Origin of the sequence: Microbulbifer pacificus, from assembly GCF_002959965.1 — a bacterium.
GTDB classification, from domain to species: domain Bacteria; phylum Pseudomonadota; class Gammaproteobacteria; order Pseudomonadales; family Cellvibrionaceae; genus Microbulbifer; species Microbulbifer pacificus_A.
This window is the reverse complement of the sequence record NZ_PREV01000026.1, coordinates 320289-339879: the sequence shown is the minus strand read 5'-3', so window position 1 is coordinate 339879 and position 19591 is coordinate 320289. Positions and strand designations below refer to the sequence as shown.

19 protein-coding genes are annotated in these 19591 nt (G+C 59.7%); 8 read left to right on the top strand and 11 right to left on the bottom strand.

Annotated elements, in window-relative coordinates:
* The first annotated feature begins 119 nt into the window (after positions 1–119).
* Positions 120–1577, top strand: a complete 1458-nt coding sequence (locus tag C3938_RS01985; RefSeq protein ID WP_105101595.1) for a catalase — start codon at positions 120–122, stop codon at positions 1575–1577.
* Between the two features lie 57 nt (positions 1578–1634).
* On the opposite strand, the gene C3938_RS01980 is transcribed toward C3938_RS01985, so the two are convergent.
* From C3938_RS01980 to can, 4 genes are all read right to left on the bottom strand, one after another.
* Positions 1635–2417: a glycerophosphodiester phosphodiesterase gene (locus C3938_RS01980; RefSeq protein ID WP_105103166.1), complete on the bottom strand. Its 783-nt coding sequence runs from the start codon at positions 2415–2417 to the stop codon at positions 1635–1637.
* 82 nt (positions 2418–2499) lie between these two features.
* Positions 2500–3045: a flavin reductase family protein gene (locus C3938_RS01975; protein WP_105101594.1), complete on the bottom strand. Its 546-nt coding sequence runs from the start codon at positions 3043–3045 to the stop codon at positions 2500–2502.
* Positions 3046–3184: 139 nt separating this feature from the next.
* A complete protein-coding gene (locus tag C3938_RS01970; RefSeq protein ID WP_105101593.1) occupies positions 3185–4822 on the bottom strand; it encodes an FAD-dependent oxidoreductase in 1638 nt (545 codons plus the stop codon).
* Positions 4823–5113: 291 nt separating this feature from the next.
* Positions 5114–5770, bottom strand: a complete 657-nt coding sequence (gene can / locus C3938_RS01965) for a carbonate dehydratase (protein ID WP_199775468.1) — start codon at positions 5768–5770, stop codon at positions 5114–5116.
* A gap of 187 nt (positions 5771–5957) precedes the next feature.
* Between can and C3938_RS17730 the strand changes: the two genes are divergently transcribed.
* Positions 5958–6155: a hypothetical protein gene (locus tag C3938_RS17730; RefSeq protein WP_158681521.1), complete on the top strand. Its 198-nt coding sequence runs from the start codon at positions 5958–5960 to the stop codon at positions 6153–6155.
* Between the two features lie 56 nt (positions 6156–6211).
* Positions 6212–6688 carry a GNAT family N-acetyltransferase gene (locus C3938_RS01960; RefSeq protein ID WP_233998603.1) on the top strand — a complete coding sequence of 159 codons (477 nt, stop codon included), beginning with the start codon at positions 6212–6214 and terminating at the stop codon, positions 6686–6688.
* A 220-nt stretch (positions 6689–6908) separates the two neighbouring features.
* On the opposite strand, the gene C3938_RS01955 is transcribed toward C3938_RS01960, so the two are convergent.
* Both C3938_RS01955 and C3938_RS01950 read right to left on the bottom strand, forming a co-directional pair.
* Positions 6909–7754, bottom strand: a complete 846-nt coding sequence (locus tag C3938_RS01955; protein ID WP_105101591.1) for an SPFH domain-containing protein — start codon at positions 7752–7754, stop codon at positions 6909–6911.
* A 104-nt stretch (positions 7755–7858) separates the two neighbouring features.
* The gene (locus tag C3938_RS01950) at positions 7859–8320 is read right to left on the bottom strand and encodes an NfeD family protein (RefSeq protein WP_105101590.1); all 462 of its coding nucleotides are present in this window, start codon (positions 8318–8320) and stop codon (positions 7859–7861) included.
* Between the two features lie 311 nt (positions 8321–8631).
* On the opposite strand from C3938_RS01950, the gene C3938_RS01945 reads away from it, so the two are divergent.
* From C3938_RS01945 to C3938_RS01925, 5 genes are all read left to right on the top strand, one after another.
* The gene (locus tag C3938_RS01945; protein ID WP_233998601.1) at positions 8632–9354 is read left to right on the top strand and encodes a hypothetical protein; all 723 of its coding nucleotides are present in this window, start codon (positions 8632–8634) and stop codon (positions 9352–9354) included.
* Positions 9355–9445: 91 nt separating this feature from the next.
* On the top strand, positions 9446–10663 hold the full coding sequence (locus C3938_RS01940) for a phospholipase A (RefSeq protein WP_233998599.1): 1218 nt from the start codon (positions 9446–9448) through the stop codon (positions 10661–10663).
* 93 nt (positions 10664–10756) lie between these two features.
* Positions 10757–11161: an NUDIX hydrolase gene (locus tag C3938_RS01935; RefSeq protein ID WP_105101589.1), complete on the top strand. Its 405-nt coding sequence runs from the start codon at positions 10757–10759 to the stop codon at positions 11159–11161.
* Positions 11162–11300: 139 nt separating this feature from the next.
* Positions 11301–13274: an aminotransferase class I/II-fold pyridoxal phosphate-dependent enzyme gene (locus tag C3938_RS01930; RefSeq protein ID WP_105101588.1), complete on the top strand. Its 1974-nt coding sequence runs from the start codon at positions 11301–11303 to the stop codon at positions 13272–13274.
* A gap of 60 nt (positions 13275–13334) precedes the next feature.
* Positions 13335–14105, top strand: coding sequence for an ATP-binding protein (locus tag C3938_RS01925; protein WP_105101587.1), 771 nt, complete (start codon positions 13335–13337; stop codon positions 14103–14105).
* Positions 14106–14120: 15 nt separating this feature from the next.
* Here C3938_RS01925 and C3938_RS01920 read toward each other — a convergent pair whose 3' ends face one another.
* The 5 genes from C3938_RS01920 to C3938_RS01900 form a co-directional block, all read right to left on the bottom strand.
* The gene (locus tag C3938_RS01920) at positions 14121–15881 is read right to left on the bottom strand and encodes an alkaline phosphatase family protein (RefSeq protein WP_105101586.1); all 1761 of its coding nucleotides are present in this window, start codon (positions 15879–15881) and stop codon (positions 14121–14123) included.
* Between the two features lie 257 nt (positions 15882–16138).
* A complete protein-coding gene (locus tag C3938_RS01915; RefSeq protein ID WP_105101585.1) occupies positions 16139–16840 on the bottom strand; it encodes a UTRA domain-containing protein in 702 nt (233 codons plus the stop codon).
* Between the two features lie 82 nt (positions 16841–16922).
* Positions 16923–17729 carry a phosphonoacetaldehyde hydrolase gene (gene phnX, locus C3938_RS01910; RefSeq protein ID WP_158681520.1) on the bottom strand — a complete coding sequence of 269 codons (807 nt, stop codon included), beginning with the start codon at positions 17727–17729 and terminating at the stop codon, positions 16923–16925.
* An 8-nt stretch (positions 17730–17737) separates the two neighbouring features.
* Complete coding sequence (locus C3938_RS01905; RefSeq protein WP_158681519.1) at positions 17738–18388, bottom strand: HD domain-containing protein; 651 nt, start codon at positions 18386–18388, stop codon at positions 17738–17740.
* The gene (locus C3938_RS01900) at positions 18381–19571 is read right to left on the bottom strand and encodes a TIGR03364 family FAD-dependent oxidoreductase (protein WP_105101583.1); all 1191 of its coding nucleotides are present in this window, start codon (positions 19569–19571) and stop codon (positions 18381–18383) included. The genes C3938_RS01905 and C3938_RS01900 overlap by 8 nt, the downstream gene beginning before the upstream one ends.
* Positions 19572–19591: the final 20 nt, after the last annotated feature.

Here is a 19591-nt window from a genome sequence, read left to right as displayed (position 1 = left end):
TGGATTTCATCCGCATTGCCCGGTTGTGCACTATGTTTTTCTCTGTTTCAGCCTGCATCTGCGGGCGGCGTATCCGCGCAAAGTGGCAAAAAGGATTCAGAAACGGAGGAAAAATCCGCATGAGCAAAGACAAGCCAGACGGCAGGTCCAATCGCACCACAACCGACGCCGGCATTCCCGTTGCCAGTGATGAATTTTCCCTGACGGTGGGTGCCGATGGTCCGATCCTGCTGCAGGACCACTACCTGATCGAGCAGATGGCGAATTTCAATCGCGAGCACATTCCCGAGCGACAGCCCCATGCCAAGGGCTCCGGTGCCTTCGGCTACTTCAAGGTGACCCACGATGTGAGTGCGTATACCCGCGCCGCGGTGTTCCAGCCCGGTACAAAGACAGACGTGCTGATCCGCTTTTCCACTGTGGCCGGTGAGAAGGGCAGCCCGGATACCTGGCGCGATCCGCGCGGTTTCGCTCTCAAGTTCTACACCAGCGAGGGTAACTACGATCTGGTGGGCAACAACACACCGGTGTTCTTTATCCGCGACCCGATGAAGTTCCAGCACTTTATCCGTTCGCAGAAACGTCGTGCGGATTCCGGCCTGCGGGACCACGATATGCAGTGGGATTTCTGGACCTTGTCGCCGGAGTCGGCGCACCAGGTTACCTGGCTGATGGGCGATCGCGGTATCCCCAAAACCTACCGCCATATGGACGGCTTCTCTTCCCACACCTACCTGTGGGTCAACGCCAAGGGCGAGCGCTTCTGGGTGAAGTATCACTTCAAGACGGATCAGGGCATCGAGTGCCTGACCCAGGAAGAGGCGGACAGACTGGCCGGGATGGATGCAGACGCCCACCGTCGGGACCTGTTCGATACCATCGCCAAAGGTGATCACCCGAGCTGGACCCTGAAGATGCAGATCATGCCGTTCGAGGAGGCGAAAAATTACCGTTTCAACCCGTTTGATCTGACCAAGGTATGGCCGCACGGGGACTACCCGCTGCAGGAGGTGGGCAAGCTGGTGCTGGATCGCAACCCCACGGACTTCCATACCGAGATCGAGCAGGCGGCGTTCGAGCCGAACAATGTGGTGCCGGGTATTGGTCTCAGTCCGGACAAGATGCTGCAGGGGCGGGTATTTTCCTATGCCGATGCCCACCGCGCGCGCATTGGTGTGAATTACAAGCAGATCCCGGTGAACCGCCCCAAGTGTCCGGTGCACAGCTACAGCAAGGACGGCGCCATGCGGGTGGATAATGTATCCGACCCGGTTTACGCCCCCAACACCAAGGGCGGCCCCAGTGCCAATCACACCTACCTGGAGAAATGGGAGGCCAGTGGCGAGTTTATGCACGCGGCTTACACGCCGCACGCGGAAGACGACGACTTTGTCCAGCCGGGGACACTGGTTCGGGACGTGATGGAGGATGCGGCGCGGGAGCGCCTGGTTTCCAATATCGTGGGGCACCTGAAAGCGGGCGTTTCCGATGAAGTCCTGAAACGCGCGTTCGACTACTGGCGCAAGGTGGACAAAGATCTGGGAGATCGGGTCGAGCAGGGCGTGAAGAAGGCGTGAGCTCGGGGGTGCTTTGGACTCATTGACCAAAGCACCCGCCGATGCGGATTCGAGATCTCAACGGGTCTGATTCAGGTCGCCGAACTGATCAACCTGCCGCGCGATCTTCTCGGCCGCTTTGGCGGTGTTGTAATCCATCACCAGTTGCGGCTCATCGGTAAATACACCGTCGACGCCCATCGCGGCCACGAGATGCAGGTCGTGGGGGTTATTGACGGTGTAGACGTAGCTTTTAAGGCCGCGCCGGCGCCCGTCGGCCACCATTTCCTCGCACACAAAATCCAGGCTCAGATGCTGGGAGTAGGCTTCCAGCGGTTCGGTGCAGGCGGCGAGATCCAGGGGGACACCGTCGATCAGGACACCTCGGCGCACCTGTGGAATCCGCTGCAGACATTCGTAAATCTGGCGGTGATCGAAGGACGAGAGAATGTATTGCTCGTAACTGGCACCGCTGTCGCGGATATACGCTTCCAGCTCTTTCGCAGCCAGCGCCGCGCAGTCAGGGCCCTTGAGCTCGATATTGAGCTGCACATGGTTGCCGATGAGCTCCAGTACTTCCCGCAGTGTGGGTACCTGCTCACCACCGGGCAGCAACATCTGACGCAACACCGCGGGAGCCACATCGGAAAGCAGCTCGTGGCCCGCCAGCAGACGCCCCAGGCGCCGGTCGTGTTTGACCATCAGCTCCCCGCCCACATTCCACACATCGATCTCGACGCCGTCGATATCGAATTCCAGTGCGTGGGTGATGGCCTGTAGGGTGTTTTCCGTGGCCCGCTTGGGATAACCGCGGTGGGCAAAGCAGAAAAGGGTGTCGGTACTGTACATTTCGACGTCCACGGTTGCGGAGGCCTCCAAAGGATGTACCTGAAGTATGACGGTGATATGACGGGGGCACCAAGCCCCCGTCAAATATTCGGGTTTACTCGCCGGCCAGTGCCCGGTAGCGGCCGCGGTGGAAGATCAGGGGTTCACCGCCGCTGGCGGAGAACTCCAGCACTTCGCCGAGCAGAATGGTGTGGTCGCCGCCGTCGATGTTCTGTGCGCGGCGACAGTGGAACAGGGCGGCACAGTCGTCCAGTTGCGGGATATTGCCCGGACCGGAGTGCCACTTCACCTGTCCGAACTTGTCCGCGCCACGACCGGCGAACAGGTTGGAGACGTGCTGCTGATCGCCCTTCAGTACATGCACCACAAAGCGCTCGCACTGGGTGAAGGCGGCGTAGCCCAGAGAGCCGCGGTCAATGCTCCACAGAATCAGTGCCGGGTCGAGAGAGACGGAATTGAAACTGTTGACGGTCATGCCCACCGGTTGGCCACTGGTATCGAGGGTGGTGACGACGGTAACACCGGTGGCGAACTGGCCCAGAGTGTCGCGCAGCGCGCGGCCGCGCTCCGCCGGGGACTGCTCGGAACTGCCAGTGCTGCTGATGCTGGCTTGGGCTGCGGAGTTACTGGGTGCCGTCATATATCGTTCAAAAGTTGTTCAATTTTTGTGCTGGCGGCCATTTTACGGGAAAAATGGCCGCTCTGCGTGATTTTCTTTGGCGGCGCCGGTTGTAAGGCGGAGAGCAGCGCGGCAGGCAGCTGAAACGACCGCCCGGTCTTCAGTCCATCAGTGGCGCACAGCGCTTGCTGAGGGTGTCGCGGTCGGCGATGGCGCTGCCGGTGAGGGCAAAGCCCAGCAGCTTGCCGGCGTCGTCGATGAACTCCGCACGCACGCCTTCCGGGGTTGCCGTGACTTGCCATTCGCCATGGCCCCCCCTCTGCGGTGGGCACACGACGGTTGGACGCAGGGTGGTTTTGACGGCTACCGGCAGGCTGCCGTAGCGCACCGGTGTGGGGGTGCCGGTCAGGGTCTGGGCCAGGGCGCGGGCACTCTGGGTGAGAGGGGTGACAAAGTAGAGGCTGTGGCCATCGACTTCCGCGCAGTCACCAAGGGCAAAGACGTTGGTATCGCTGGTGCGCAGTTCACGGTCGGTGACGATACCGCGATTGATCGGGATGCCCGCCTTCTCCGCGAGCCCGGTGTTCGGAGTGAGGCCCAGGGCGGCAAGCGCGATATCCGCCTCAATACTGCGGCCATCCGCCAGCTGCGCGCAGATACCATCGGCGCGGCGCGCAATGGAGGTGACGCCCGCGCCAAAGTGGAAGTTCACTCCGGCAGCTTCCAGAGTCTGCTGGATATCGCGGCCGGCGGCCTCCGGTAACAGGCTGGCGAGTGGCCAGGGTTGCAGGTCCACCAGATCCACGGCGAAACCCGCCTGCACCAGATCATTGGCAAATTCGCAGCCGATCAGGCCGGCACCAATCAGCAGTACCCGTTTGCGGTTGACCAGCGCGGTGCGGAAGCGGTGGTAGTCCTCCAGGCTGTTGACCCGGAACAGGCGCGACAGGCCGTCGCCTTCAATGGCGGGCAGCGGTGTGCAGCTGGCACCGGTGGCAAACACCAGGCGGCTGTAGCGCAACGCCGAGTGGAGGCGGCCGTTGTCGGACACCAGGGTCAGCAAGCGGGACTCCCGGTCCACATCGGTCACGTGGGTATGCACCAGAATTTCTGCGTTCAGCTCCCGCGCCATATCCCCGGCGCTGGCTGTGGCCAGTTGCGCCGGGGTCTTGCCGTGGGCGAGAGACGCGGACAGCAGTGGTTTGGAATAAAAGGTGCCGTCGTCAGCGCTGATCAGCAGCAGCGGTGTGCGCTGATCCAGCTTGCGGAATTCCTTCGCCAGGTGATAGCCGGCGAGGCCGGTACCGATGATGACCAGGGGATCAATATGGTCCAGACGCGGCGCCGCCGGAGGTGGCGGCAGCGCGGCTTCGGGCTGGCTCACCAGCACCATGTCGAAATCTTCCTTTCCCACGCCGCATTCCGGGCAGGTCCAGTCGTCGGGGATATCCTCCCAACGGGTGCCGGCGGGAATACCTTCTTCCGGAGCGCCCTTGGCCTCGTCGTACACCCAGCCGCACACCATGCACTCCCAGATACGGCCGGCGGCTGCCTGCGGCTTGGCATCGGCTGCGGGAGTGCTTGCAGCAGCGGCGGGTATGGAGGCAGCCTTCGGGGCGTCGCCGACAACCGCCAGCATCAGGAATTCGTCTTTGGTTGCGCCGCACTCGGGGCAGCACCAGTCGTCCGGCACGTCTTCCCAGCGGGTGCCCGGGGGAATACCGTCATCCGGCGAGCCCTTGGCCTCGTCGTAAATCCAGCCACAAATCTGGCATTCCCAAACGCGAAAATCGGACATGAGTACCCCTGATACCACTTTTATCTTCTAGGCAGGTTGTTGAAAAAGGCCATCCCGGCCTACTTCAACCCGGGTTTGCGGCGCATGTCCGCAAACCCTCCACAACAAATCAAGCCCTTGCGTGCCAGATTTGCGGCCGGGCCATCCGCGGTCCGGTTGACAGGCTGCTTTTCAACAGCCCGCCAAGTGTGAAATTCTCGAGGCCGGGAGTGTAGGGAAAAACCGGGGGAAAGTTAACTTGCGGCTACTTCGTATCGGTAGCCGCACGTCAAATGCGCGGGAGCCAGGCGGTCAGTCCTTGGTGCGCTGGGCGAGACTGGTAAGCGCGCGGTGGTAGGTATCGTGTATCTGCGCGGTGTTTTCCACGGTGATCTGCAGATCGTTGACCAGGCCATTGGACAGACCATAGCACCAGCCGTGTACGGTGAGATCCTGGCCTCGCTCCCAGGCGTCGCGCACCGGGGCGGTCTGGCACACGTGGATCACCTGCTCCAGCACGTTAAGCTCACACAACAGATCCACCCGATCCTCTTCCGGGAAGAGTTCGATCAGGGTGTGGTGTTTGTCCCGCACGTCCTTGATATGGCGCAGCCAGCTCTCGATCAGCCCCAGGCGGGTGTCTTCCAGTGCCGCGCGCACACCGCCACAACCGTAGTGGCCCACCACCATGATGTGTTTGACCTTGAGCACTTCCACCGCGTACTGCACCACTGACAGACAGTTCAGGTCCGAGGGCACCACCACATTGGCCACGTTGCGGTGTACAAAGAGTTCACCGGGCAACAGGTCGACGATCTGATTGGCGGGCACGCGGCTGTCCGCGCAGCCAATCCACAGATATTCCGGGGACTGCTGTTCGGAGAGTTTGAGGAAGAAATCGGGTTTTTCCCGGCGGGTAGCTTCGGACCACTCGCGGTTTTTCTGGATCAGATCGTGTAGCTGTGACAAGGCAATCATTCCGTCCTGTGCATTGACCGCGCAGGATAGCGTTTTTGTCGGGGCGCGCCAATGCGGCGCTGCAGCGAGTGAGAGACATAACCGATCCCGTATCGAACACCACGGGTACATCTGCTAACCTGCGGCGTCGCCGGATGTTCGCCAGCCAACCCCGTCGCCAGTGAAGAGGAGAGGCCTGATGGGTCTTCGCAATACTGTGATTCGCCGCCCGCGCCGTTTGAACAAACACAATGCAACCCTTGCACGTCGGCGCAAGAAGGTACGCTGGTTGTTGGCGCAACGTGCCCGTGTGCGTAACTACCGACGCTTCTTCCGCGCCCAGTGCGACATCGCTGCAAGGGCGGAGGCCAAGCGTCAGACGGGTGAACAAGAGTGAAAAACCGGATGGGACCGATGGCAGGGCGAGTATTGACGGCAGTGGAAGAGGCAAAGATGGACGTAGTGTTGGTGGACTACCGCGACCGGAAACAGGCGGCGGATCTGCTGTGCCTGTTGGATGACTATGCGCGTGACCCTTATGGTGGCGGTGAGCCGCTGCCGGATATCTGCCGGCGTGAACTGATCGATCGGCTCGCCGCCTTTCCCGGTGCGTTTTCGATCATCGCCTATCGTGGTGAAGAACCCCTTGGGCTGACGAACTGTTTTATGGGGTTTTCCACCTTTCTGTGCAAACCGCTGGTGAATATTCACGATGTGGTGGTGAGTGAGGCCGCGCGGGGGCAGGGCGTGTGTACCCTGATGCTGGAAAAGGTGGCGCAGGAAGCCCGCGAACGCGGCTGCGCGAAGATCACTCTGGAAGTGTTGGAAAAAAATCACCCCGCCCGTGCCGCCTACCGCAAATGCGGTTTCAGGCCCTATGCACTGGATGAGGAGTATGGGCAGGCGGAATTCTGGCAGCGCTATCTCTGAAGTTCGAAGCAGGGCAAAGTGCGTGATGCGAAGGTGTCGAACCGGGTTAAGCCTTGGGAGACCTTCAAAAACAGGGCCGAAGGCGCCGCGCTGAAGTGGCTGGGCACGTTTTTGCCGCGCCCCCATGGATGGGTTGAGGGGGGGCGCCTAGCTCGTGTCCCCCAAGGCTTAACCCGGTAGCGCCACCGCCACCGGTGCTTCTTCGAAATACCCGAAAAATTCAGCGATTCAGCAGACCTTTGACTGCATTGGGCAGATCTGCCGGGAAGATGATGTTCTTGGCGTTGTCGGAGGAGGAGAGATTTTCCAGTGCACCGATGTAGCGCTCGCCCAGCAGGTACATCACCGGCAGTTCCTTGTCGCTGATGGCGCGGGTCACGCGTTCGATGGCCTCGCGGCTGGCATCGGCCAGAACAATCTGCGCCTGGGCATCCCGTTTTGACGCCTCCAGGCGGCCGTCTGCTTCCAGAATGGCCGCCTGCTTTTCACCTTCCGCGCGAGTCACCGTGGCGCGGCGCTGACGCTCCGCCGCGGCCTGTTCCTCCATTGCTTTCTGCATGGTTGCTGAGGGGTTGATGTCCTGAATCTCCACCGTCTTCAGGTTGATACCCCAGTCCGCAATATCGTCTGAGATGGCTTCCTTCAATTTGGCCTTGATCATGTCGCGGGAAGACAGCGCCGAGTCCAGCGACATCTCACCCACGATGGAACGCAGTGCGGTCTGCACCAGGTTCTGGATCGCGATCTCGTAATCCTCCACCCCGTACACCGCCTTCTCCGGCGACACGATGTTGATGTACGCCACCGCGTTGGCAATGATGGTTGCGTTATCTTCGGTAATCACTTCCTGCGATGGAATATCCAGCACGATATCCTTGGTGGTCACTTTGTAGGGTACCTGGTCTACGTAGGGGATGATGATGTTCATGCCCGGGTTCAGGGTGCTGTGGTATTTACCCAGCCGCTGCACGATATGTTTGGAGCCCTGGGGCACAATGCGCACACCCATACCGATGGTGATGATGACCAGAACCACGAGCGCCGCTACTACAGATAATCCTTCCACGTTCTATTTCCCCCGAATTCAGTTTTGAATTGATCGTTACTTCTAAATCGTTATTTCTAAGTCGTTCTTTCAGTCGTTGTGTAAACAAATGATTGCCCGGGCAATCAGAGCGGGCTGACCACCAGAGTGTTGCCGGAAATGTTGAGCACTTTTACACGCTCGCCGATCGCAACCTCGCTGGTGCTCATGAACTGCCACTCGTCCTCACCGAGAATGGGGGCCGGGAAGCGCAGGCGGCCGCGCGGGCGGCCGATATTGGATTCGATCACCGATCCCACCTGACCGGTAAGCGCCTCCATCGCCATGCCGGATGTGGTGCGGTCTTTCCAGTTGGGCTTGATGAATTTCAGCCACAGAAAAACCAGCGCGACCGACATTGCCGCCCATAACAGCAACTGCCCGGTAATCGGGATGCCCACCAGCATCAGCAACACGCCCATGGCGAGCGCCGCGAGCCCGAACCAGAACAGGATGAAACCGGAAACAAATATTTCCGCGGTGATCAGTAAAAGCCCGAGAACGAGCCAATGCCAGTAGGCGATATGTGTATTGAGCCATTCGAGCATGCGGGCCTTTCTCCTTGATGAGGTCCGGTGTAATGCACCTTTAGTAAATAATTTGGGGATTATGCCCCAAACTGCTCTCTGCGGGCATTTTGCAGTAAGCAGGCATTGGAAGGTGCAGGGCAGGAGTGACCACTTACCATAGTTTTTCACCTAACAAAAAATTCCCGCAAACGTCATAAATTCGCAGCAAATCCGCGCGCCTGTGCAATACTTTTTGCAGGCAAGAGCGCAATTAAACCATGCATCAATTTTGTGCGTTTGTACCCACCAAATCACTGTCAGCATCAAGAGAAATCACGGACGAAGATCTTATGCGAATGACTGCTAACCTGGCGCAGGGCCGCTACCAATACAGCTGTGACGGCAGAACCATGCCGGTACAGGATGATTGGCAGCTGGGGCGCGATGAGCAGGGTGGCCTGATGCTGGTCAGCCGCCGGCTGGTGGGCGATCAGGGGCATGGGATGGAAGTCCAGGCCCTGATGGCCGCGGGCCTGGTCACCGAGTGCCGAGTGGTTTGGAAAGACGAGATGGGTGAGGTGAATGCCCACTACCGCCTCGCCCCCGCGGATGGGCGGGCGCCCGCTATGGGGGATCCCATTGCGGCGGAGTGGGCCGGCCCCAATGGACTTCAGCAGAGTCTTCTTGACGGTGATAACCGGCTCCTGTTTCCGCTGATGCGGATTTTTATGGGGCCGCTGCTGCTGCGTCTGTGCGACATGGAGTTCGGCGTCGAGGTCGTGGCACCGGACATCGTAGACCCATCCCAGCGCGGTAAATTGCTGGCGCCGCGGGTGAACCACCGCCGTGCGGAGATTCTGCCCGGTGATGCCAATATCCAGGGCGTACATGATCTCGGGCCGGATATCCGTGTGTTCTCCTATCTCGGTGACGAGGCGGAGCGCGATGCGCACTGTTTCGTGGACCGGCGCGGCCTGTTGGTGGGCTACGACTGGCCGAGCAGTACCGGGCGCCTGTGGCAGGTACGTCTGCGCGATCTGGAGTGGTCCCCTGAGCTGATTTCCCTGTGCTGATGTCGGTGGTGAACAGGATCTGACCCATCGCACAACGCCGCCTGATAAACCGTGTACACTGGCGCCCTGCATCTGTTCCGGAGCGCCTGTTTTGTCCGTATCCCGTCGCTATTTCCCTCTGAGTCCGCGTTTTCTGAACCCCCTTAAAATGATTGCGCTGTCACTGGCGTGTGGCCTGCCGCTTCTGTCTCAGGCGGTCGCCCCGGATGTCGAGCCTCTGCGCGAGGAACTGGACCCGGACGCAGGGCGTGGTACGGAAGAGGTGGCCCCACCGGATGCCGGGGCGGACGAGGAAATCGAGCTGCTGCAAATGGACGACTCCCTGCAGAGTGACGAGAAGCGCCAACAGAACTGTTTGCGCGAGCAACTGCTCACGGCACCGGCCAACATTACCCTGGAAGAAATGCGCATCCGCTGCAAACTCGCGGTAATCCGCGACAACCCACAGGCGGAGACCCCAATCTTCGCCACAGTGCCGGAAGCGGAACCGCCCTCGGAGGGCGAGGTACTGCTCAGCAAGCGCGCCAAGGCGATTCGCGATGCTGCGGAAAACCCGTTCACCCTGGCCTCCCACAAGGTCAACTATCTGCTGCCGGCCACCTACAATCCGCATCCCAACAAAGCGGGGCTCGAAGGGGTGATGCAGAACGGGGAGCTCATTGACCTGGATTCCATGGAAGTGCAGTTCCAGCTCTCGGTGCAGGTACCGGTGTGGCGGGGCTTCCTCGGCAAGGCCTCATTCATGAGTGTCGCCTACACCAACCGCTCCTTCTGGCAGGCCTACAACTCCGACGATTCGGCGCCATTTCGCGAAACCAACCACGAGCCGGAACTGATCATGACCTGGCTGAACGACTGGACCGTGCTCGGTTTCCAGAATGTGGCCAACCAGCTGGCCATCAATCACCAGTCCAATGGGCGCAGCGAGCCTTTTTCCCGCAGCTGGAACCGGATTTACGCCAACTTTGTGTTTGAAAAAGACAATTACTTTCTCGCCTTCAAACCCTGGTACCGGATACCGGAAAAACGTGAAGACGACGACAACCCGGATCTCGAATATTACCTGGGGCACTTCGAGCTCACTGGTGGCGTGGAGCTGGGGCAACACGCGGTATCACTGATGCTGCGCAACAACCTGCGCTCGGACAATAAGGGCGCGGGTGAATTGCGCTGGAGCTTCCCCATGGGACGGCGGGTGCGCGGTTACGTGAAGTATTTCAACGGGTACGGTGAGAGCCTGATCGACTACGATGAATCGGTGCAGACCCTGGGTATCGGATTCGAGCTGGCCCGGGGCACCGGAAGCTGAATGGCACTTCTAAGAATCTCCTGCGCGTCTGGTGGCCATCCGTTCGCGACGATTCCCAGGGGTGCGTAACAAAAGTATCTACAAGGTCCAAGGATGGGATTTGACGACACCTACAAACTGAGCGCCCACGCGGTGATTACCAACGAAGTGGGCGAGGTGCTGCAGTTGCGCGCCACCTATGCGGACAAGTCCTGGGGCCTGCCCGGCGGCGCGCTGGATCTCGGCGAAACCATTCACGAGGCATTGCACCGGGAGTGTCGCGAGGAGCTGGGGCGGGACATCGTCATCGACTACTTGAGTGGCGTCTATTACCACCGCGTCTACAATTCCCACGTCTTCATTTTCCGCGCCCACTTCAAGGGCAATGGCGAGATTCGCCTGTCTTCTGAACACTCCGCCTATGAGTATTTTCCATTGACCGACTTGACGCCGGTGCAGCATGTGCGGGTGAAGGACTGCCTTCACTTCAACGGTGAGGTCCGCAGCGCAAAATTTTGACTGGCGCTGTATTTGTGATCACAAATCCGATATGGTGCGGGTTTGGTGGAAAGGCGGGTGAGATCTCGGTCGGCGTCCTGTTGCGCATATTCCCTCCTTTCGTATCCAGCTTCTATGCTGAAAGATAAGAAGAAACGATATGGATCTGGAAGTGACGATGCCTGATCTGGGCAACCTGAGCGAGCAACGCCAGCCACTGGAGTGTCGAGTGGCACTGGTCAGCAGTGATCGCGATCTCAGTTGCAACTGGGTAAGTGCGCTCAATGCCACTGCCGCGCAACACGAAAACCCCCTCGGACTGCGTTTCGAAGCCGTGACGCTCGGCGCGCTGGAGACCTTCCTGGTCTCGCAGGACAACTTGCAGGCGCTGATCATCGACGCTGGCAGCAGCCATGATGAGCTGAAAGCCGCAGAACAACTGGCGGACCACCTGCACAACCTGCGAGCCCAGCTGAATGTGTTCCTGGTGGCGCATGATTCCTTTCTTAGCGACCAGGGCGGGGCCCCAGCGTCGGTGCGCAAGCGCTTCGACGAGCTGTTCGACCGTCGCGAATGCAACTTCAATCATATGTTCCGCCTGGTACAGGCGTTCATCGCCCGCCGCGCGTCCACCCCCTTTGCCGACACCCTCAAGGAATACGTGTTTTCCGCCCGCGACGCCTGGCACACCCCCGGCCATTCCGGCGGCGACAGTCTGCGCAACAGCCCGTGGGTAGGGGATTTCTACCGCTTCATGGGCGAGCATGTGTTCAATACCGATCTCTCGGTGTCGGTACAGGTACTGGACAGCCTGCTGGAGCCACACTCGGTGATTCAGGAGGCGCAGGATCTCGCCGCACAGGCATTTGGCGCGGAGCACACCTTCTTTCTCACCAATGGCACCTCCACCGCCAATAAAGTGGTGATCCAGCAGATTCTCGGTGGCGGTGGCAAGATCATCGTCGATCAGGCGTGTCACAAGTCGGTGCACCACGCCATCGTCATGAACCGGGTAGAACCGGTGTATCTGAAGTCCACCCTGCACCCACAGTTCGGTATCTACGGCCCGGTGTGCCGTGCGGATATCGAAGCGGCACTGGACGAACACCCGGATGCGGGACTGCTGGTCATCACCTCCTGCACCTACGACGGCCTGCGTTACGATCTGAAACCCATCATCGACTACGCCCATGAGCGCGGTGTGAAGGTGCTGATAGACGAGGCCTGGTACGCGCACGGTTATTTTCACACCGAGCTGCGGCCCACGGCGCTGGAGTGCGGTGCGGACTACGTTACCCAGAGCACTCACAAAATGCTGTCGGCCTTTTCCCAGGCCAGCATGATCCATGTGCAGGACCCGGACTTCGACGAATTCCGCTTCCGTGAAAACCTGAATATGTACGCCTCCACCAGCCCGCAGTACTCCATGATTGCGAGCCTGGATGTGGCCCGCAAACAGATGGTGATGGAAGGCTACGGCCGCCTGCGCCACTGCCTGCAGATGGTGGAAACCCTGCGCCGGGAAGTGGATGCCACCGGCGTGTTCCGCGCGCTCACCCGCGAAGATCTGATCCCCGCGCCGCTCGCCAATGACAACATCCGCCTCGATCCCACCAAGGTCACCATCGACGTGAGCGACAGCGGGTATTCCGGCAAGGAAATCCAGGTAAAACTGTTCGACCAGTTTGGCATTCAGGTGGAAAAAACCACCTACAACACCGTCACCGTGCTGGTGACCCTCGGCAGTACCGAGAGCAAGCTGTTGCGTCTGGTACACGCACTGAAGGAACTGGCGCGCAGCCCGCGCCGACGCAGCCATATCAGCGCCTCGCGCCAGTTGCCGGAATTCACCCATCTGAACTGCCTGCCGGCGGATGCCTACTTTGCCGATACCGAAGAGCTTCCGCTGATGGACAATGGCGTGGCGGCCGAGAAAAAGCTGGTGGGGCGTACCTGTGCCGACGAAATCGTGCCCTATCCGCCGGGCATTCCGGTGTTGGTACCGGGGCAGGAAATTTCCGCGCAGATTGTCCAGTTTCTGCAGCAACTGCTGCAGGGGCAGAACACCACGGAAATTCACGGGCTGATTTTCCGCTCCGATGAGCCAATGTTGCGGGTGGTGAAGAAAAGGTAAACTCCTGCCCCTGACCAACAGGGCTGCATTGGTGCAGCGGAAAACAGGAAGGGTAGGGTTGTGCAGAAGATCGACTGGAACAACACGCTCGCGGCGATCTGGCGCGCGAAATACAGTGCGCTGAAACCGGTGCGGAGACTGGACCCCATCGGGCTTGATCAGCTCCTGGGGGTGGACATGCAGAAGCAGCAGCTGGTGGATAACACGGAACAGTTTCTGCGTGGCCAGCCCGCCAATCACGCACTGCTGTGGGGAGCCCGCGGCACCGGTAAATCCAGCCTGATCAAGGCGCTGCTGAACCGCTATGGAGAATCCGGTCTGCGTTGTGTGGAGGTAAATCTGCGTGATCTCGACGATCTGCCGGAAATCGTCGACCTGCTCGACAGCGGCGATGCGCGCGGCTACCGCTTCATTCTGTTCTGCGATGACCTCACGTTTGAACCTGGCGATGACCGTTACAAGGAATTGAAAACCGTACTGGCCGGTTCCCTCGAACTGCCCCCGGACAACGTTCTGCTCTACGCCACCTCCAACCGCCGTCACCTGATACCCGAACGCGCGGAAGACAATCAGCACACGCGTATTGTCGGCGGCGAGCTGCACCACGGCGACAATGTGGAAGAAACCCTGTCGCTGGCGGATCGTTTCGGTTTGTGGCTGAGCTTTTATCCCGCCAACTGGGACATCTACCTGCGGATGGTAGACCAGCATTTTCCGGATTTTGAGGGCGACAGGACCGGGCTGCACACTGCGGCCAAGCAGTTCGCCATGCTGCGCGCCAGCCACAGTGGGCGTACCGCGCAGCAATTTTATCTGGACTACACCAGATAAGGTCCGTTTCAACCGTCAGGGATTCAGCAGTCCGGGCCAGGTATCGCCATTGATACTTTTGGGGTAACCGCTGTCGACCTGATCGCTGCTGATGCTATAGCGGATATAGCGCTGATTGGTCAGGAAGAAATAAGCGCGGCTGCTGCTCCACTGATGAGCCGCGGTAATTGCCGTGGCGTAGTCGGCCATTCCCGGCCAGGTGCTGTTGTTGATCGGCTTGGGGTAGCCGCCGTCGAGGCTGTCGTTGTTCATGTCGTAACGTAGATAGCTGCCGTCGGCGAGGAAAAAATACACTTTGCTGTTTGGCCATTTCAGCGCAGCGCGGATCTGAGTGGCATAGGGAGCGAGCCCCGGCCAGGTATTGTTGTCGACGTTTTTCGGGTAACCGGCGTCGACGCTGTCATTGTTCAGGTCGTAGCGCAGATAGCGACCATCTTCGAGAAAAAAATATCCTTTGCTGCTACTGGCCTTGAACGCCGCGACGATCTGCCCAGCGTAATCGCCGAGTCCCGGCCAGGTGTTGTTGTTCACCGCCAGGGGATAGCCGCTGTCGGCACTGTCCGAGATTTTGTTGTAGCGGACATACTGGCTGTCGTCGCGGAAGTAGTAGGCACGGCCGATACTCCAGTCCAGGGCGGCGGTAATATCCAGTCGGGTCTGGCGCAGTGCCACCGGGGTCTGGTCCTGTACCAGCACGTAATCAGCGGTGACGTGGAAACTGCTCTGATCCTGCCAGCTGCGCACCAGGGCATCCACGCTGTCTACCAGTTCGCCGTTGCGATACACCGCTACCTGCCCGGAGCTCTGTGCATACCATTCCGCGGTGCTGTTGTTTCCGGGCAGGAGCTTGCGTACGCCGGTCGTGCCGAGCAGCGGAGTGCCATCCAGTTTCCAGTCGCGATCAAGGTCAATCCCGAGATGGCGCAGTACCGTCGGTGCGATGGCCGTCTGTGCCGCGTGCCCGTAGATGCCACCGAAATCTGTATTGCTGATGTCACTGACCTTTTCGCTGTGTTCGAGGTTCAGGACCTGATTGCTGGCGATAAAGATGGTTTTCTCATTACTCGTCTGCGCGCCGTGATTGCAACCCAGAGTGTCGCGCCCGTGGTCGGTAGTGACCAGCACCAGCCAGTTTTCGCTCTGTGCATTGCGCGCATCTACGGCATCCAGCAATTGCCCGAGAAGCGCGTCGGTGCTGGTAATACTGTTGTTGTAGGCGCTGCCGAAGCAGTAGCTGTGACCGGCGTGATCCGGCTCATCCAGGTGCAGAAACAGAAAGTCCGGCTCGCCGCTGTTGATTCGGGCAACGGCCTGGGCGGTGACCTGGTCATCGGGAAGACCGTTCAATACCAGATCGGCGTTACTCAGATCCTGGGTAAAAAATTGGGTATTGATGGGGCTCCAGTTAACGATACTGCCTACCCAGTGCGTGTTGTCTGCATCCTTGATACGTTTGAACAGGCTCGGAAATTCACTGTTGGCAAGTCCCGAACTGTTGGATGTGACCCGGTGCTTGTTCGCCCAGACGCCGGTAAGAATGGTAGACCAGCCGGGACCGCTGTATGTGGTTTGCTGGCTGGCAGCTCCGTCGATCCCGCCGGTGTATGCCTTTTCTACCTGCAGGCGATCGAAGTTGGGGGTGTTGAGGGTTGCCAGTTTCTCGTACTGGAGCCCATCTACACCAACCAGCAATACTTTATTGTTGGTTTGTGCCTGTGCCAGGGTGCTGCAGGCAACGGCCAATAAGGCGAAACACAACTGTGTTACATGCTTCATGGTTTTTCTTCCCGCTAGGGCACTTCAAAAAATCGGCTGCGCGTGTGCCGGCGACGCCCGCTCGCTATGATTTTTGTCGGTGCTCAATAGTCAATGATTAGGTTTTCTGGTCTAGACCAGAAATTCAGGTTAGCGGCAATGGATGAAGCCGCGGTGACGTTGGCGTGAACCGAACGTGACTAAATGGAGAAAACAGAGAGGGAGGCGACAGCGCACCGTGCGCTGGTTCTCGCCTCAGGAATTCGGCGGCAGGGAGATCAGCGGGTTGCCACTTCCATCTCAATGGCGTGAGGCAGCCAGTGTTCGACGTTGTAGTCGATCAGACTGTCTTGTGCGTCGTAGCGCAGGCGAAGAATTTTGAGGCCGAGGGCACCGGCGTGAAGCCCCAATGGTTCTGCATGGCTCTCTTCCAGATGTCCCATCTGGATATTGCACTGTTCGCGACTGACGGAGACGCCGTAACGGGCGTGCAGCTGCGCGGTGACGGAAGCGGACAGTTCCAGCTGTTCCAGACCGGGAAAGCGTTCCAGGGCCATGTAGCTGTCTTCTACCATCACCGCGCGCCCGTCCAGGCTGCGCACCCGGCGCAGTGCATAAAAGCGGTTGGATTTTTCCAGGCCGAACGCCTGGTAAATTTCCCGGCGCTGCTGCTGGCGACGCAGTTGCAGAACCCGGGTGCTGGGTTGGAATCCCTGTTCCTCCGCCATGCGATTGAAGTCCACCTTGTGCGCCGGTTTCATGACAAACCGCTGGGGCGCTACAAACCAGCCGCGGCGGTTTTGCCGATAAATAATCCCTTCACCTTCCAGTCGGTTCAAACCGTCACGCAGGGTAATGCGGGTCAGTCCCAGGTGCTCGGCCAGCTCTCGCTCGGAGGGCAATTTCTCATTAGCGGCAAGACGGCCGCCGCTGATCAGGCCGCTGATATGGGTTTTGATATCGTCGTAGGCGAGAGACACGGTACTTCACTCAATCGTGGGGATACGGCCATATCCTAACCCATGCCGGGGAATATGGCCGCTATGGAAAAGAGGTAAACGATCAGGGGGTTTCACCGAGGGCGAGGCGGCGGTTGATATCGACCAGTACCGGCTCCAGTGCGGAGACGTCATCAATCAGATAATGCGCGCCACAGGACTCCAGCGCGCGGTAAGCACGATTTCTCTGCTGGCACCTTTCTTCCTCCTCCAGTTCCCGCCAGTGCGCAAGTGGCAAGCCCAAGGCGTTGCCGCTGCATACCACAGCCACCGTCCACATACCCGCATTGCGGCCCTCGTCGATGCCGGGAGCGGTATCGTCCACTTTCACGCAGGCACTGACCGAGGAAATGCCCAGGTCGATCACCGTGCGCAGTGCCGCAGCCGGTCCCGGGCGTGCGCCGGGGGCCTCGTCGGCGGTCACCACACGGTCGGGGATCAGTTGCTGTTGCGCCGCCGCTTCCAGCATGCCTTCGATCATGCTGCGGCTGTAGCCGGTGGTGGTGCCGATTTTGAGGCCGCGCTCGCGCGCCATGACAAAGGCGGCCGCCGCGCCCGGCACCGCCTCACAGTGGCGATCGATGGCGGTCTGCTGTACCGGTCCCAGGTTGTGGTATAGGCGGGCGACGTCATCTTCCGTGGCCGGCACATTGTGCGCAGCCTGCCAGGCATCGCGAATGCGGGGTATCTGTAGCAGACGGCGGATGTGTTCCTGCTTTTCCGTACCCATGGGCGCGCGGGTTTCCATTTCACTGATGGTTACACCGGCATCGGCGAAGATTTGCATAAACGCACTGAGCGGCGCGCGCGAACCGAAGTCCACTAGGGTGCCGGCCCAGTCAAAAATAATGGCTTCCAGTTGTCGGGTCATGGTGGTTGTCATCCTTCGGTTTTCAGTGAATGGGTGATTTCGTGGCGGGGGATCGATGCGCGCGCGGCACTTGTGGTCAACAGGCGTTCGCAGAGAGAGAGCCATTGGTCCAGGTCGGGGATCGCCTGATTGTCCCGCTTGCCGGCTTCGTCCCAGGTGCGCAGTGCAATGGCGTCCTGCGCATGGGACGCTTCCAGAAAACGGCGCTGTTCTGCGGTACTCATGGCCGCTCCCTGTATTTCCAGTGAGCGTTTGCTTGCGGGGCTCAGGCGCTGGAGGTAGTCCGTGTCACAGGCGGCGAGGTAGCGTTTGGCCTCCACGTGGCGTGCGACCGGAACGAACACGGATGCGGCAAACCCCAGCTGGCGCAACAACTGCGCGCCAATGCGGTCGTGATCCCTGTGCCCTTCATCATCTGTGCCCGGCAGTGCCAGGTGGCAGGCCTGCAGGTGGCCGATATCGTGGAGAAATGCGGCGCAAACAAGTGACGGCGCGGCACCCTCCGCCTGTGCCAGAGCAGCGCACTGGCGAGCGTGTTCCAGTTGGCTGCAACTTTCACCCAGTGACCGATGGCCGAATTGCTGGAACAGATAGCGCAAGTGCCTGATAGCTTCTACAACCGTGTGGTTGTCAGGCTTTAGCTTGCCGGTATCAGGCATGGCTATGAACATCCGGCAGTGTCAGCGCTTCGCCGCGCAGTAGTTGCTGTACCGCGCTTTGCACCAGCGCCGGGCCTGTAGTCATGCCCTTGCCGCCGATACCCGTAACCAGATGAATCTTTTCGGACACGGAACGCATCAAGACCTTCTGCTCCGACATGTCCTGGCTGTAGTAGCCATTCCAGCAGCGCGCCATCGTCCAGCGCGGCAGTTTGAGAATATTGCGTGCCTCTTCCAGCATCAGTTGATTGATGTCTTCGCGCACTTCATAGTCGATGGATGTTACGTCGTTCGCGGGAAAATATTCATGGGAGTCACCGATGATGATGCTGCCGTCCGCGGACTGGCGGAACAGCATATGAATCCCGAGTTCTCCGTAACGCGGGTCCAGCAGCGGCTGTGGTAATTTTTCATAGCTCGGGCAGCTGTGAAAGGCCTCATAGCGCCGGATACTGAGACCGGTGAGCAGATTGCCCGGCAGGCGCGTGCCGATTACCGGTTCGCTGCGCAACATCTGCAGCTTGCAGAGTTTCATCTGCGCATTCTGGGTAATAGCCGGATACAGTTGGTTCAGCTGATGCCCACAGCAGATCAGCACCTGATCCGCGTGCAGGACTTCGTTGTTGCTGGTCAGGATGTCCGTAATGCCACCGCGCTCGCGAATTTCCCTTACCAGCGTTCCGGCGCGCAGGGTCAGCTCGGGATTGGCGCTGAGTAGCGACCACAGCCGTGGCATCAGTTGCCCGCTCTCCGCGCTCATTTCCTCCGGGTAGTGCAGCCCCCCGTGGCAGTACTCCATGCGCAGTGCGGGCATTTTTTCCAGGCATTGCTCCACGCTCAATAGCTGCGAGCGGTAATCCTGTGCGCGGTCGATTGCGTGCATCTCTTCCAGCAACGCGGCTTCTTCCGGGGTAGAGGCGATATAGGTCGAACCCTGTTGCCAAAGCGCGCCCTCCACCATGGGTTGCAGCTGACGGTAAATGGACAGTGAGCGAATACCCAGTGCCCGCCACGGCCCCAACGCCATACCGGAGGGAACCAGTTGTCCGAAGTTGCGCACCGTGGCGCCGCGGGCCTTCAGCCCCGCATCCAGCAGCAGAACGCGTTTTCCACTCTTGAGCGCTTCGAGGGCGGCAAAGCTGCCCAGTACGCCGGCGCCGACAATGGCGAGATCAAATTTCATAGGTCATCACTTAAACAATG

Coding starts and splice junctions, on each gene's coding strand:
- C3938_RS01905 (WP_158681519.1), bottom strand. CDS start 18,388: ATGCCTGATACCGGCAAGCTAAAGCCTGACAACCACACGGTTGTAGAA.
- C3938_RS01985 (WP_105101595.1), top strand. CDS start 120: ATGAGCAAAGACAAGCCAGACGGCAGGTCCAATCGCACCACAACCGAC.
- C3938_RS01920 (WP_105101586.1), bottom strand. CDS start 15,881: ATGAAGCATGTAACACAGTTGTGTTTCGCCTTATTGGCCGTTGCCTGC.
- C3938_RS01935 (WP_105101589.1), top strand. CDS start 10,757: ATGGGATTTGACGACACCTACAAACTGAGCGCCCACGCGGTGATTACC.
- C3938_RS01930 (WP_105101588.1), top strand. CDS start 11,301: ATGGATCTGGAAGTGACGATGCCTGATCTGGGCAACCTGAGCGAGCAA.
- C3938_RS01960 (WP_233998603.1), top strand. CDS start 6,212: ATGGACGTAGTGTTGGTGGACTACCGCGACCGGAAACAGGCGGCGGAT.
- C3938_RS01900 (WP_105101583.1), bottom strand. CDS start 19,571: ATGAAATTTGATCTCGCCATTGTCGGCGCCGGCGTACTGGGCAGCTTT.
- C3938_RS01950 (WP_105101590.1), bottom strand. CDS start 8,320: ATGCTCGAATGGCTCAATACACATATCGCCTACTGGCATTGGCTCGTT.
- C3938_RS17730 (WP_158681521.1), top strand. CDS start 5,958: ATGGGTCTTCGCAATACTGTGATTCGCCGCCCGCGCCGTTTGAACAAA.
- C3938_RS01970 (WP_105101593.1), bottom strand. CDS start 4,822: ATGTCCGATTTTCGCGTTTGGGAATGCCAGATTTGTGGCTGGATTTAC.
- C3938_RS01945 (WP_233998601.1), top strand. CDS start 8,632: ATGCGAATGACTGCTAACCTGGCGCAGGGCCGCTACCAATACAGCTGT.
- C3938_RS01975 (WP_105101594.1), bottom strand. CDS start 3,045: ATGACGGCACCCAGTAACTCCGCAGCCCAAGCCAGCATCAGCAGCACT.
- phnX (WP_158681520.1), bottom strand. CDS start 17,729: ATGACCCGACAACTGGAAGCCATTATTTTTGACTGGGCCGGCACCCTA.